Source organism: Janthinobacterium sp. P210005 (assembly GCF_036231865.1).
GTDB classification, from domain to species: domain Bacteria; phylum Pseudomonadota; class Gammaproteobacteria; order Burkholderiales; family Burkholderiaceae_D; genus Janthinobacterium; species Janthinobacterium kumbetense.
Genome location: NZ_JAZARC010000001.1, coordinates 608,401 through 620,913 on the forward strand (window position 1 = coordinate 608,401; position 12,513 = coordinate 620,913).

At 64.8% G+C, this 12,513-nt stretch carries 13 protein-coding genes; 4 read left to right on the top strand and 9 right to left on the bottom strand.

Going from position 1 to position 12,513, the window contains the following annotated elements; translation table 11 throughout:
* Positions 1–121: 121 nt before the first annotated feature.
* The 6 genes from VPH40_RS02530 to VPH40_RS02555 form a co-directional block, all read right to left on the bottom strand.
* The gene (locus tag VPH40_RS02530; RefSeq protein ID WP_305051903.1) at positions 122–814 is read right to left on the bottom strand and encodes a tetratricopeptide repeat protein; all 693 of its coding nucleotides are present in this window, start codon (positions 812–814) and stop codon (positions 122–124) included.
* A gap of 56 nt (positions 815–870) precedes the next feature.
* Positions 871–2,967 carry a bifunctional 2',3'-cyclic-nucleotide 2'-phosphodiesterase/3'-nucleotidase gene (locus tag VPH40_RS02535; protein ID WP_328572559.1) on the bottom strand — a complete coding sequence of 699 codons (2,097 nt, stop codon included), beginning with the start codon at positions 2,965–2,967 and terminating at the stop codon, positions 871–873.
* A gap of 83 nt (positions 2,968–3,050) precedes the next feature.
* Positions 3,051–3,506, bottom strand: a complete 456-nt coding sequence (locus VPH40_RS02540; RefSeq protein ID WP_328572560.1) for a TlpA family protein disulfide reductase — start codon at positions 3,504–3,506, stop codon at positions 3,051–3,053.
* Complete coding sequence (locus VPH40_RS02545) at positions 3,503–3,970, bottom strand: DUF3299 domain-containing protein (RefSeq protein ID WP_328572561.1); 468 nt, start codon at positions 3,968–3,970, stop codon at positions 3,503–3,505. The genes VPH40_RS02540 and VPH40_RS02545 overlap by 4 nt, the downstream gene beginning before the upstream one ends.
* A gap of 10 nt (positions 3,971–3,980) precedes the next feature.
* On the bottom strand, positions 3,981–5,177 hold the full coding sequence (locus tag VPH40_RS02550) for an ABC transporter permease (RefSeq protein WP_328572562.1): 1,197 nt from the start codon (positions 5,175–5,177) through the stop codon (positions 3,981–3,983).
* Positions 5,174–5,830, bottom strand: a complete 657-nt coding sequence (locus VPH40_RS02555) for an ABC transporter ATP-binding protein (RefSeq protein ID WP_328572563.1) — start codon at positions 5,828–5,830, stop codon at positions 5,174–5,176. The genes VPH40_RS02550 and VPH40_RS02555 overlap by 4 nt, the downstream gene beginning before the upstream one ends.
* 154 nt (positions 5,831–5,984) lie before the next feature.
* Here VPH40_RS02555 and zigA point away from each other — a divergent pair, with 154 nt between their 5' ends.
* From zigA to VPH40_RS02575, 4 genes are read left to right on the top strand one after another with little or no spacing between them, the layout of a single operon-like run.
* The gene (zigA, locus tag VPH40_RS02560; RefSeq protein ID WP_328572564.1) at positions 5,985–7,211 is read left to right on the top strand and encodes a zinc metallochaperone GTPase ZigA; all 1,227 of its coding nucleotides are present in this window, start codon (positions 5,985–5,987) and stop codon (positions 7,209–7,211) included.
* Between the two features lie 19 nt (positions 7,212–7,230).
* The gene (locus tag VPH40_RS02565; RefSeq protein WP_099668042.1) at positions 7,231–8,235 is read left to right on the top strand and encodes a CobW family GTP-binding protein; all 1,005 of its coding nucleotides are present in this window, start codon (positions 7,231–7,233) and stop codon (positions 8,233–8,235) included.
* The gene (locus tag VPH40_RS02570) at positions 8,232–9,020 is read left to right on the top strand and encodes a HoxN/HupN/NixA family nickel/cobalt transporter (protein WP_099668041.1); all 789 of its coding nucleotides are present in this window, start codon (positions 8,232–8,234) and stop codon (positions 9,018–9,020) included. The genes VPH40_RS02565 and VPH40_RS02570 overlap by 4 nt, the downstream gene beginning before the upstream one ends.
* 44 nt (positions 9,021–9,064) lie before the next feature.
* Positions 9,065–9,583 carry a GNAT family N-acetyltransferase gene (locus tag VPH40_RS02575; protein WP_099668040.1) on the top strand — a complete coding sequence of 173 codons (519 nt, stop codon included), beginning with the start codon at positions 9,065–9,067 and terminating at the stop codon, positions 9,581–9,583.
* Between the two features lie 12 nt (positions 9,584–9,595).
* On the opposite strand, the gene VPH40_RS02580 is transcribed toward VPH40_RS02575, so the two are convergent.
* From VPH40_RS02580 to VPH40_RS02590, 3 genes are all read right to left on the bottom strand, one after another.
* Positions 9,596–10,021: a Fur family transcriptional regulator gene (locus VPH40_RS02580; protein WP_034787417.1), complete on the bottom strand. Its 426-nt coding sequence runs from the start codon at positions 10,019–10,021 to the stop codon at positions 9,596–9,598.
* A 103-nt stretch (positions 10,022–10,124) separates the two neighbouring features.
* Positions 10,125–11,456 carry an alpha/beta hydrolase gene (locus VPH40_RS02585; RefSeq protein WP_328572565.1) on the bottom strand — a complete coding sequence of 444 codons (1,332 nt, stop codon included), beginning with the start codon at positions 11,454–11,456 and terminating at the stop codon, positions 10,125–10,127.
* Between the two features lie 108 nt (positions 11,457–11,564).
* On the bottom strand, positions 11,565–12,443 hold the full coding sequence (locus VPH40_RS02590; RefSeq protein WP_077404313.1) for a peptidase: 879 nt from the start codon (positions 12,441–12,443) through the stop codon (positions 11,565–11,567).
* Between the last annotated feature and the right edge of the window lie 70 nt (positions 12,444–12,513).

Sequence of the window (12,513 nt, forward strand, 5' to 3'; positions counted from 1 at the left end):
AACCGGTGATCTGCCATGCCTGCCTCGCGATAAAATTGTGCGCGAACAGCTGTCCGTGCCAGGCAAGCTTATGCCACCGGCAAGCATTCCATTTGGCAATATGGGCCGGCCTTGGCCTGGCTTAAAACTTGTTCCAGTTATTGTGCCGGTGCTCCGTCGCTTCCTTCATCAGGTGGCCGGCGCGCAGAGCGTCGTCCGCTTGCACCGTCATGGCCAGTTCCTGGATGGCGGGCGGGTATTCGTGGTGGGCCGCTTCTTCCAGCAATTCGCGGCCTTTCGCCAGGTCGCGCGGCACGCCGCGGCCTTCGCGGTAGGCGTTGTACAGCAGGAACATGGCGTGTGGATTGCCCAGCTCGCTGGACTTGTCCAGCCAGTGCGCGGCGGTCACGGCGTCTTTCGGTACGCCTTCGCCATTCGCCGCAAGCAAACCCAGCATCAGGGCCGCCTTCGCGTGGCCTTGCTGCGCCGCCTGGCGGTACCACAGCCAGGCCTGGGCCGGCGTGGCCGCGCGCAGCATCTGGCCCAGCTCGAAGGCCGCTTCCGTGTCGCCGGCGCGGGCCGCCTGTTCGAACAGGTTCAAGGCCTCGGCACGGCGTTCGGCGCGGGGCTGGTAAATCAGCGCCAGTTCGCGCTCGGCGACGGGCATGTCCTTGCCGGCCCAGCTGCGCACCTTGCGCTCGGCCTGGTGGTCGCCCGCCTGGCGCGCATGCATGGCGACGGCTTCGATTTCCGCCGCCGTGGGCGGTGGCGACGCCTGGCAAGCGGCCAGGACGGAGGCCAGCACGACGGCGGGCAGGGAGAGTGCGTGTTTCATTGTGATCAACTTTCATCAAAACGGGCCGGAACTGCGCTTGTTCCGGCCCTCGGACCTTATTTGCTCAGGTCGATGCGGTACTTGGCAAAGCCGCTGGCGTCGAGTCCGCCTTCGGCCGCCACGTTGGTGATGCCGCTGCCTTGCGCCAGCGCCAGATGGCCGGGCGCCGAGCGCAGGATCACGGGACCGGCCGTGGCCGTCTTGACGAAGCTCCAGCTGCGCGCGCTGCCATTGTTGGCCAGAGTCACCTTGCCGCCCTTGGTGCTGAGCGACGCCAGGTAATTGCTGACCACGGCCTGGTTCGCATCGGGCGACTTGATGATGGTCTTGCTGCCATCGATGCCAGGCACGGCGCCGCCGCCACCGGCGCGGTAATCGTTGGTGGCGACGATGAAGTCATCGCCATCGGCGACGGCCGCACCCTTGTACGTGAGGTTGACGATGCGGCTGCCCGGCTTTTTCGTCACGTCGATCTGGTACGTCAGCGCATTGTTTTCCGCGTAGAACACGTCATAGTTATAGATCGTGCCATACGACGGCACCAGGTCTTGCTCGGCGCTGCTGGCCGGGTCGATCTGGTTGAATTGTTTGGCCGACGCTTCCAGCCAGGCTTTCAAGTCCGCGCCCTTGATCTTCACGGCTTGCAGGTTGTTGTTGCTATATAAATACAGGTCGCCCGGATTGCGCACTTGCAAGCCGACCGGCGCGGCAGGGGAAGCGCCAGCGGCCACGTCCGTGAAGTCCGATGGCCCGTTGCGGCCCGCCTTGAATGGCGCGCTGCAGGAAATGACGGGGATGTTCTTGTAGCTGGACAAGGTGGCATCCGTGCTGGTGGCGATGAAATTTTTCACGTAATCGAGCTGCGCCTGGTTCACCAGCTGGATGGCGCTCACGTCGCCCACCAGCGCGAAGTAGGCGGACATCTCGAAATCCGTGCTGATGCCCAGCGGTTGCTTGGCGTAGGCGATGGTGGCCGCGTGCTCCGTGGCGACCAGCGGGGCGATCGCCGGGTCCGCGTTCACGAGCGTCTTGCCATCGGTGTATTTGAAGCCGCGCGATTCCACCGTCGTCTTGGCCGGCTGCACCACCCACTTGCCGCCCTGGTAGGCCATGGTCAGCTTGATGATGCCCAGGCGGCGGCCCCAGCTTTGCGCCATGACGGTGGGCACGCCATTGACGAAGCCTTTCTCGGCATCGATCTTGGCGCTGGCGGGGAAGGCGCTAAACGAGGCGTCCAGGGCGGCCGCGCCCGTTTCCTTGCCTTTCGGGAAGATCAAGTGCGAGTGGCCGATCATCAAGGCATCGATGCCCGTGCTGGTCAGGTGATAGCTGCCGTTTTCCATCTTCGGGCTGTAGGCGCTCGTGTCCAGACCGCCGTGCGACAGGGCCACGACGAGGTCGGCGCCCTTGCTGCGCAATTCCGGCACGTACTGTTTCGCCGCTTCCTGCACGCCCGTCACGCTGACTTTGCCAGCGAGTACTTTCTGGTCCCATTCGAGGATTTGCGGCGGCACAAAGCTCAGCACGCCCACATTGATTTTCACGGTCAGCTTGCTGCCATCGGGCGCCGTGGCGGCGAAATCGCGGGGCAGCAGGGTGTAGGGCTGGAAAATCGGCTTGCCGCTGGACACGCCGACGACATTGCTCAGCACGGAAGGGAAGGCCGGCGCGCCGCACGTGCCCGTCGGCTTGGCCACGCCGGGAATGCCGAAATCCGTGTTGGTGATCTGGCTCAGGTAAGGCAAGCCGTAGTTGAATTCGTGGTTGCCCATGCCGCCCGCATCGTATTTCAGCGCGTTCATGGCCTTGTGCACGGCCAAGGTGCCGCTGCACGGCACGGGCGCGGCCACGGCCTGCAGGTCGGCCAGCAAGGTGCCCTGGATGACGTCGCCATCGTCGAGCAAGACGTTGTTCGGATTTTCCGCGCGCGCCGCCTGGATCAGGGTCGACGTGCGTTCCAGGCCCAGGCTCGTGTCTTCGGCCAGCGCGTAATAGTTATAGCTGAGGACATTCGAGTGGATATCCGTGGTTTCCAGCAAGGCGACGGTGACCGTCGTGCCTTCCGGAATGGCCGGCGCCGTGTTCGAACTGCCGTTGCAACCGACGAGACCTGCACTTGCCAGCGCTGCCAGCATGACCCAATTTGTTTTCATTACCGCCCTCGGAAAGATTCAAAGGACGCGACTGTAACGCCGCCATATGACGCGGCGATGACAGCCGTGCAAGGCGCATGGATTCAGGGGTGCGCGCAGGCGGCTGCGGCCGTGACTAGCCAGGCCGCATCGACCGGTCCCAGGCGCCGGATGCAGAGCCGATGTTGAGAATTTACAATCACTGTGTATGGCAAGCCCTTGATTTGATTGCCAAAGGTGGGCAGCAAGCCGGGCGCAGCCAGGGCCTGGGGATAGCTGGCCGGGTGGCGCCGCAGGAACGCTTGCGCGGCCGCCCGCGTATCGATGGCGATGCCGATGACGGGGAGTGTCGGCTGGCTGGCGGCGTGGGCGTTAAATATCGGCAACTCCTGGATGCAAGGCAGGCAATTGCTGGCCCAGAAATTCAGCAGCACGGCCCGGCCGTGGAATTGCTCAAGGCGCAGCTTGCCGCCGGCATCCAGGCGGGGCAGGTCGAAGGATAGCGGCGCGGCGTGCGCCTGGCAGGCGAACGCCAGCAGCAGCGCGGGCCAGCGCATCATTGCGGCACCACGGCCGCGTCCGTCATGCGGTAATACAGGCCCATGGGGTCGCTGGCCAGCACTTTCAGCTTGCCTTGCACGATGAAGGGTGCGTAGCTGAATTTCACGGGGCTGCGGCTCTTGATCTCCACCACGCCTTCCGGGCCGGCCGGCAGGCAAAAGGGACAGCTGGCCGAAGTGATGGTCAGCAGGAAGTGTTTCTGCTTTTGTCCTGGTTCCAAAGGCATCATGAAACCTTGCACTTTCACGTCAGTATTGTCGAGCGCGCTGATTTCCGGCGTGTATTTCGGCACCATGCGGCCCTTTTTCGCCTTCACCGTGGTGGCCTGGCCCAGCAGTTTCCACGAAACGACACCGGGCAAGTCCGTCAACGGGGCAAAAAACGAGGGCGGTTCGTCGGTAGGGGCCGCCGCCGCGCTGCCGGCCAGCAGCAGGCAAGCAGTCAAGACAATGATTTTCAACATGTTTTTCCTTTCAGGTGCGCGCCAGGGTGGCGGCGATATCGGTGCGGTAGGCGCGCGCGGCGGGAAGGCCTGCGGCCAGCAAGCCCACGGCCACGGCAATCACGGGCAGCCACGCTTCGCCGGGCGCGATGCGCCAGGCTTGCAGGTTCAGCTCCTGCATCGATGCCAGCCAGCCCAGCACGCCGACGGCCGCATGGCCCAGCAGCCAGCCCAGCGCCGCGCCCGTCAATGACAGCAGCAAGCCTTGCGCCAACAGCAAGCGCAGCAGTTTGGCGGGCGAGGCGCCCAGGGTGCGCAGGATGGCCAGGTCGGTCTTGCGCTCTTCCAGCGCGCCGTACAGGGCGACGAACAGCGACAGGGCCGCCACCAGCAGCACGCCGGCGGCGATCGCCCGCAGCACGGCGATGCCCACGCCCAGCAGGTTGAACAGCCGCGCCGCCTCGAAAGCGGGCTGCGCCGCCTGCAGGCGCGGCTGGCCATTCACCCAGCGGGGCAGGCTGAGGGCGGCCAGGGGCGACGCGTATTGCACCAGCACGGCCGTCAATTCGCGTTCGGGCGCTGCGGCTGGCACGGCCGGCTGTTCATCGGGGTCCGTTTCATGCACTCGCCACACGGAAGCGACGGGCGTGAGGATCAGGCGGTCCAGCACCGTGCCCGTGGGCGCCAGGATGCCCGTCACCGTGTAGGGCGCGTGCTGGTGCAATTCGCCGCCCGCCGCCAGCCCGTGCGACCCGGCAAAGCGGGCGCCCAGGATGGCGCCCGTCTCGCGCGCCGCCCTGGCGCCGAACACGGCTTGCATCGGCTGCGCGAACGGCGTTCCCTGCGCCAGGCGCGCGCCGTAATGGTCGAGCAGCGCCGTGGTGCTGCCGACGATGCGGAAACCGTGGAAATTGTCGCCCAGCGCGAGCGGGATCGCCGCTTTCACCAGCGGCTGCGCGGCCAGCGCCGCCAGCGCCGTGTCGGGGATGTTGCCGGTCGGAATATCGGCGTGATACACGGACGACAGGATCAGCTGCAGTGGAGAACCTTTCGCTCCCACCACGAGGTCGATGCCTTGCGCATCGCGCTCCGCATGCTCTTCCAGCTGGTTTGATATGCCGAGTATGAAGGTCATCATGGCGATGCCGATGGCCACCAGCAGCAGGTTCAGGCTGGACGCCAGCGGCTTGTGGCGCAGAGCGCGCCAGGCGAGGGTGGCCGCGTTCATGCCGCCACCCTGGCGCGCGGCAGGCGCAGCACGACAGCGTGCGGCAAGGCGGCCAACACCCTGGCGTCGTGGCTGGCGATCACCAGCGAGGCGCCCACTTGCGCGGCCTGGCTGGCCATCAGCGCGACGACGGCGGAGCAAGCCTCGTCGTCGAGGTTATCCGTCGGCTCGTCGGCCAGGATCAGTTGCGGGCGCATGACGACGGCGCGCGCGATGGCGGCCCGCTGCCGTTCGCCGCCGCTCAGGGCATGCGGGTAGGCATCGAGCTTGTCGGCCAAGCCCAACTGGCCCAGCAGGCTGGCCGCGCGGGCCGGATCGGGCCGCTGGCCGCTGGCGTAGGCGGGCAGCAAGACATTGTCGAGCACGTTCAAGCTGGGCACCAGCGCCAGTTGCTGGGGCAGCAAGCCGACGGCGCGGCCGCGCCAGCTGTCGCGCTGGCGCGGCGTCAGGCCGGGCAGGGACGTGCCCGCCACGTCGAGGCGGCCCGCCTGGGGTGCCAGGATGCCGGCCAGCAAATGCAGCAAGGTCGATTTGCCGGAACCGGATGGTCCCAGCAACAGGGCGTGGCGCCCGGCGGGCAAGTGAAAGGCGGCGATGTCCAGCACGGGGCGGGCGGGGTCATAGCCGTAGGTGAGTGAATCGAGGTGGAGCATGAAGTTCTTTCGGGTAACTGGCCGGCAGGCAAAGATTGCCGCACAAATGCAACTGAGCTGCATTATAATTCAAACGCAATCGACTTGCATTTAAAATGCGGCCGTCCATTTCCCCCTTGCTTGACAACCCGATCACCCCATCCGAAAGATATCCATGACCCAGCGCAAACTCCCCGTCACCGTCCTGTCCGGCTTTCTCGGCGCCGGCAAGACCACCTTGCTCAACCACATACTGCGCAACCGCGAAGGCAAGCGCGTGGCCGTCATCGTCAACGACATGAGCGAAGTCAATATCGACGCTTCGCTGGTGAAAGACAGCGCGGCGGCGGCCGGCGCGGCCCTGTCGCGCACGGAAGAAAAACTCGTGGAAATGTCCAACGGCTGCATCTGCTGCACCCTGCGCGACGATCTGTTGCTGGAAGTGCGGCGCCTGGCCGCGGAAGACCGCTTCGATTACCTGCTGATCGAATCGACGGGCGTGGGCGAACCGATGCCCGTGGCCGCCACCTTCGACTTCGAGGATGAGCACGGCGACAGCTTGAACGACGTGGCGCGCATCGACTGCATGGTCACCGTCGTCGACTGTGCCAACCTGCTCAACGATTTCCACAGCGAAGACAGCCTGGAGCAGCGGGGCGAAATCGCGGGCGAGGGCGACGACCGCCAGCTGGCCAATTTGCTCACGGAACAGATCGAATTTGCCAATGTCATCGTCCTCAACAAGGTCGACATGGTGGCGGCGGACGAGCGTCTGCGCGTGCTGGCCATTTTAAAAGCCCTCAATCCCGGCGCGCGCATCATCGAAACGAACCAGTCCATCGTGCCGCTGGACGCCATCCTGGGCACGAACTTGTTCGACCTGGAACAGGCGGCCGGTATGCCCGGCTGGGCCCAGGAGCTGGCCGGCGTGCACACGCCGGAGACGGAAACGTATGGCATCAGCAGCTTCGTCTATCGCGCGAAGGAGCCGTTCCACGCGCAGCGCCTGCACGATTACATTGCCCAGCCGATCAAGGGCGTGGTGCGCAGCAAGGGATATTTCTGGCTGGCCAGCCGGCCCGAATGGGTGGCCAGCCTGTCCGGCGCGGGCAAGCTGATGAATATCGAACCCGTGGGCTTGTGGTGGGCGTCCGTGCCGAAGGAGCGCTGGCCCACGGATGCGGCCTCGCTGGCGGAAGTCAAGGCGGGCTGGAGCGAAACGTATGGCGACCGCTACCAGGAGCTCGTCTTCATCGGCCAGGACATGGACCAGGCCGCCATCGAGGCGGACTTGAAGAAATGTCAATTGAACTACACGGAAACGCGCCAGGGCATGGCCGCCTGGCGCAAGCTGCCCGACCCGTTTCCGCAATGGCAACGCATGGAAGAACTGGAAGATTAACCATCGATAGGAAACAAATATGACAGAATTGATCCCCGTCACCATCATCACGGGTTTTCTCGGCAGCGGGAAAACCACCTTGCTCAAGCGCATATTGCAGGGCGATCACGGCGTACGCATTGCCGTGATCGAAAACGAATTCGCCGCCGAAAGCATCGACCATGGCTTGCTGGTGCAGGACAGCGACGAGCAGATCGTGGAAATGAACAATGGCTGCATCTGCTGCAGCGTGCGCGGCGACCTGATCCGCATCCTGGGCGAGTTGCATGCCAAACGCGAAGCCGGCACCATCGCTTTCGACCACGTGATCATCGAAACGACGGGCCTGGCCGCGCCCGGCCCCGTGGCGCAAACCTTCTTTGCGGAGCCATCCGTCAGCGAGTACTACATGCTCGACGCCATCCTGACGGTGGTCGATGCGCGTCATGCGCAGCAGCAATTGACGGCGCACAAGGAAGCGCAGGAGCAGGTGGGCTTCGCCGACCGCATCCTGCTGTCGAAGACGGATCTGGTCGGCAAAGACGAGCTGGCCGCGCTGCGCCAGCGCCTGGTCGCCATCAATGGCCGCGCCAGCATCCAGAAAGTGCGCTTTGGCAATGTGCCCTTGCGCGACATCCTGAACATCCGCGGTTTCAATTTGAACGCCATCGTCGAGCTGGAGCCGGATTTCCTGGGAGAATTGGGCCACCGCCATGGCGACGGCGTGCAATCGTTCGTCTATCACCAGTCCCGGCCTCTCGATTTGCTGCAGGTGGAGAATTTTCTCGATGCCGTGGTGCAGCTGTTCGGCAGCCAGCTGATGCGCTACAAGGGCATCCTGTACGTGGCCGACGTGCCGTGCCGCGCCGTCTTCCAGGGCGTGCACATGCTGATGGGCTCGGAACTGGGCGCACCGTGGAACGACGGGGAAACGCGCGCCAGCAAGATGATCTTCATCGGCCGCGACTTGCCGCAGGATATGCTGACCCGTGGCCTGGACCGCTGCGTGGCCAAGGCGGACAGCCCGGCCGAGGTGGCGGCGTGAGCGTGGAAGCGGGCTTGCCCGCCCTGGCGCTGATCTTTTTGCTGGGCATGCGGCATGGGCTGGAACCGGACCACCTGGCCGCCGTCGACGGCCTGACCCTGCGCAGCCAGGCCGCGGCGCCGCGCTGGACGCCGTGGATGGGCGCGCTGTTTGCGCTGGGCCATGGCGTCACCGTGCTGGCCATCGTGGCCGTGGCCGCCGTGGCGTCACAGCAATTTTCACCGTCGGAAACCGTGTTCGGCTGGCTGGAATGGCTGCCCATCGCCTTGCTGCTGCTGATTGCGGCCCTGAATGCGCGCAGCTTGCTGGCCGGCGCCCAGCTGGCCGAGGTGCGCGGCCGGCTGCTGCCGCGCTGGCTGCGGGGCGCATCCGGGCCGCTCGCCGCCATTCTCGTCGGCATGCTGTTCGCGCTGGTCTTCGACACGGCCTTGCAGGCCGCCGCCTGGGGCTACGCGGCCGTCGCGCTGGGCGGCATGCAGCCGGCCTTGCTCACGGGCCTGGTATTCGCCGTCGGCATGGGCGTGACGGATACCTTCGATGGCTGGGTTACGGCAAAAGTCATGCGCACCGGCCAGATTGATCTCGTGCGCGCCTTCCGGCGCCGCCTGGGCTGGCCCATCGTCGCCATCTGTGTGGCCATGGCCGCTTGCATGGCGGCCGGCAAGCTCGATCCGGCCTGGTCGCTGCCGGAAAGCTGGACGGCGGCCCTCGGTGCGGCCATGGTGTTGCTGATGGCGGCCCTGTACGGCTGGACCTTGCTGGGTTTGCGCCGCGTGCGTGCCTGAGGCGGGGGCGTGGGTATAATGGAAAAAAACTGCCGGATTCCACCATGCCCGCACCTGAAATCGTCATTCGCCTGCTGACGCCGGCCGACACCGCCGCCTTTTGCGCGCTGCGCCTGCGCGCCATCCTCGATTCGCCCAGCTCGTTTTCCTCGTCGCGTGAGGATGAGCTGGCGCGCACGCCCGAAGAACACGTGCAGCGCATCGCCGACGGCCCGCTGCACCGGGCGTTCGGCGCCTTCGATGGCGAACGCCTGGTCGGCTTTGCCGGCTTGCGGCGTGAATCCATGCGGCAACTGTCGCACAAGGCCTTGCTGTGGGGCGTGTTTGTCGATGTGGCGCAGCGGGGCAAGGGCGTGGCGCGGCGCCTCGTGAACGCCTGCATCGCCCAGGCCGAAGCGGACCCCGCCGTCATGCAAGTGCATTTGAGCGTGAATGCGGAAAACAATGCCGCCCTGGGGCTGTATGAATCGCTGGGATTTATCGCGTATGGCACGGAACCGCGCTCGATGCGCGTGGGCGAGCTATTCTATGACGAGCATCACCTGGCTTTATTGATCAGGTAATGCTGCCGCCGATTACTTGCAGCGCGGGCACAAGCCCTTGATCAGGTAATCGACTTCGCCGCCGCTGAAACCTTCCGGCAAGAGCACGGGCGGGGGCAGCTTGACTTCATTGAAGCAGGTGACGTTCGCGCATTTCGTGCACTGGAAGTGCGCGTGTTCGTGCGCCTGGTGGCCGGCGCCCGCGCTGAAGCGCCACACCTGGTCGGCACCCGCGATGCGGTGCACCAGTTCATTTTCCGTCAGCCATTCCAGCACCCGATACAGGGTGACGGAATCGATGTCGCTGTCCTGCGACAGCGCTTGCTGGATTTCATGGTGGGTCAGCGAACGGCTTTGCGCCATTAAAAAGTCGAGCACCTTCACGCGCGTCTTGGTGACGCGGGCGTTGGTGTTGCGGATCAGCGATTCGGCTTGCGGTGTAGAAGATGATGTCAACATGATAGGCCTGCTTGCGGGGGATCGGCTGGCGGCGTCATCGCCGTGCCCGTTGCCACCCTCTGGGCCGTATCTTAGCATGCGTGCCGCACTCGATGGAACGGCGTCACGGTTTGAACGTCCAATAGCGCCCGACCACCGTATCGACGGGGTCGAGAAAGCGCTGGTCGGCGCGCGCCTGGTTGCGTATCAGATAAAACATGTCGGACAGGGCCGAGCGCTTTTCCGCAAAGTAAGAGTGCTTCATGAAGCTGGTGTCGACCCCGGTGGCGTCGATGGTTTCCACGCCCGCCACGATCAGCATGCCGGCGCCGCTGTCGCCCGCGCGCGGGTAGCCGTGCACGGCTTTCGAGGCGGCCAGGGCCAGGTCTTGCGACGAGGCATACAGGGTGACGGGATTGCGCGCGCCAGCCAGTTTCGGCGCGATATCGTGCTTGAAGATGGCGGCGTCGATATCGGGCGCAGACAGGATGATTTCCGTAATCTTTTGCGCCAGCTGCGGCTGCGCGGCCAGCAAGTCGGCCACGGCGCGCGCCAGGCCGCGGCTGCCCATGCTGTGTCCGACCAGATACACTTGCGCTGCCTCCGTGCTGGCGAGAAAGTCGGCCAGGAAGCTGGCGAGGTGGGGCGTGCTCCACTCGATATTGTTTTCATCGATGGTGTAGCCGGCCACCTCGCCGCGCGACGGCCAGCTGTAGAACACGGGCGCGCCGTCAAAGCCCAGGTCGTAGGCCATCTGTCCCGTGCGCCGGGCCGCATCCTCGAAACTCATGTTATAGCCATGCACGAAGACAAAGGCGCTCCTGCCGGCCGAGGCGCGGATCTGGGTCTTCAAGGCGGCAAAGAAGTTGCCGCGGTCTTGCACGTCGGCCGACAGCACCACCACGTGCTTGGCCGGGTCGTCGCGAAATTCCAGGCGCCACAGCGACGGCGATTCCAGCTGCCCCATGCGATGGTCGCGGGGAATGCTGACGTCGCAGCTGCCATAGCTGAGGGGGCCATTGCCGCCCATGATGTTGCGTTCGCCGCTGAAGCGCTGGGCCGGCGGCTTGCCCACGTCGCGCTGGCGGTCCGTGGCGAAATACACTTTCACCACCGCATAGTTCGACACGACGGCGCCCTGGTCGGCAGGGGCGGGCGACGGGGGAAATGGACGCAGCGGGGGCTGCACCGCATCGAGCAAGCCTTGCGCGGCAAACAGGGTTTCCATGTCGTCCGGCACTTTCGCGGCCGACAGGGCGGCCGACAGGGCCAGTTGCAACCGGGGATCGGCTGGCGCCGTTTCCAGCGCGGCGATGGCGGTCAGGATGGCGGCGGCGCCGTCGAACTTGGCGATGGCTTGCTTGAGGCGTTCATAGTGGCTGGCGATGGCTTCGGGAGCATGGCCGGGCGCGCCATGCCCGATGGCTGCCACGACGGCGGAAGTGATCAAGTCCATGCGCCACCTGCCTTTCAGGTCAATCTGGATTGAATGTCAACCCATATTGCCATAAAAGCACGCGAAAAGCGACTTGTCCAGCGTCCCGCGCAGCGGGCCTGTCAACGGTCAATGCTGCTTGTCGTCGCTGAACTGCTGCGCCAGGGATTGCAGGGGCGCCACGGTCAGGCCGCCGCGGCTCACGTGCTCGGGGATGGCCACGCGCACGGGCTTGCTTTGCATGTTGGACGACGATAATACGTTGGTCGTCGTTTCCGGCGCCGCATTCCACACGGGATCGACGATGCCTTCGAACACATGCTTCAATTGTTCGCCCCACGTATCGCGGATCATGCGGAAATACTGGTTCTTTTCATCGATGGTGACGAAGCGCGTGACGGCCAGGCTGCCCGTCTCGTAGACGAGCAGGTCCAGCGGCAAGCCGACGGAAATGTTCGAGCGCAGGGTCGAATCCATGGAAATGAGCGCGCACTTGGCAGCCTCGTCCAGGCGCGTGAACGGATTGATGACCCGGTCGATGATGGGCTTGCCGTATTTCGCTTCGCCGATCTGGAAATACGTGTTTTCATCGTGCGATTCGATGAAATTGCCGGCCGAATACACCTGGAACAAGCGGCAGCGCTCGGCGCCTATCTGACCCCCGAGAATGATGCTGACATTGAAATCGATGCCGCAGTCGGCCAGCGCCTTCGCTTCGCGCAGGTGCACGGTGCGCACGGCTTCGCCCACGATGCGGGCCGCGTCGTACATGCTGGCCACGTTCCAGATGCTGCGTCCGTCCGCATCCACGTGCTCGGACACGATCTGGCGGATCGCCTGCGAGATCGACAAATTGCCGGCCGTCATCAAGACCAGCATGCGGTCGCCCGGGTTTTCGAACACGCTCATCTTGCGGAAGGTGCCCACCTGGTCCACGCCGGCGTTGGTGCGGGAGTCGGACAGGAAGACCAGGCCTTCGTTCAGGCGCATGCCTATGCAATAAGTCATCGTCGTAAATCAAATCAAAAGGGGAAGCATTTTACACCAGCCGGGCCCGGCCTACCGCCTGCAAGCCCCG

Excerpts from the sequence above, each read along its gene's own strand:
- VPH40_RS02530 (WP_305051903.1), bottom strand. The coding sequence starts at position 814 with ATGAAACACGCACTCTCCCTGCCCGCCGTCGTGCTGGCCTCCGTCCTG.
- VPH40_RS02535 (WP_328572559.1), bottom strand. The coding sequence starts at position 2,967 with ATGAAAACAAATTGGGTCATGCTGGCAGCGCTGGCAAGTGCAGGTCTC.
- VPH40_RS02540 (WP_328572560.1), bottom strand. The coding sequence starts at position 3,506 with ATGATGCGCTGGCCCGCGCTGCTGCTGGCGTTCGCCTGCCAGGCGCAC.
- VPH40_RS02545 (WP_328572561.1), bottom strand. The coding sequence starts at position 3,970 with ATGTTGAAAATCATTGTCTTGACTGCTTGCCTGCTGCTGGCCGGCAGC.
- VPH40_RS02550 (WP_328572562.1), bottom strand. The coding sequence starts at position 5,177 with ATGAACGCGGCCACCCTCGCCTGGCGCGCTCTGCGCCACAAGCCGCTG.
- VPH40_RS02555 (WP_328572563.1), bottom strand. The coding sequence starts at position 5,830 with ATGCTCCACCTCGATTCACTCACCTACGGCTATGACCCCGCCCGCCCC.
- zigA (WP_328572564.1), top strand. The coding sequence starts at position 5,985 with ATGACCCAGCGCAAACTCCCCGTCACCGTCCTGTCCGGCTTTCTCGGC.
- VPH40_RS02565 (WP_099668042.1), top strand. The coding sequence starts at position 7,231 with ATGACAGAATTGATCCCCGTCACCATCATCACGGGTTTTCTCGGCAGC.
- VPH40_RS02575 (WP_099668040.1), top strand. The coding sequence starts at position 9,065 with ATGCCCGCACCTGAAATCGTCATTCGCCTGCTGACGCCGGCCGACACC.
- VPH40_RS02580 (WP_034787417.1), bottom strand. The coding sequence starts at position 10,021 with ATGTTGACATCATCTTCTACACCGCAAGCCGAATCGCTGATCCGCAAC.
- VPH40_RS02585 (WP_328572565.1), bottom strand. The coding sequence starts at position 11,456 with ATGGACTTGATCACTTCCGCCGTCGTGGCAGCCATCGGGCATGGCGCG.
- VPH40_RS02590 (WP_077404313.1), bottom strand. The coding sequence starts at position 12,443 with ATGACTTATTGCATAGGCATGCGCCTGAACGAAGGCCTGGTCTTCCTG.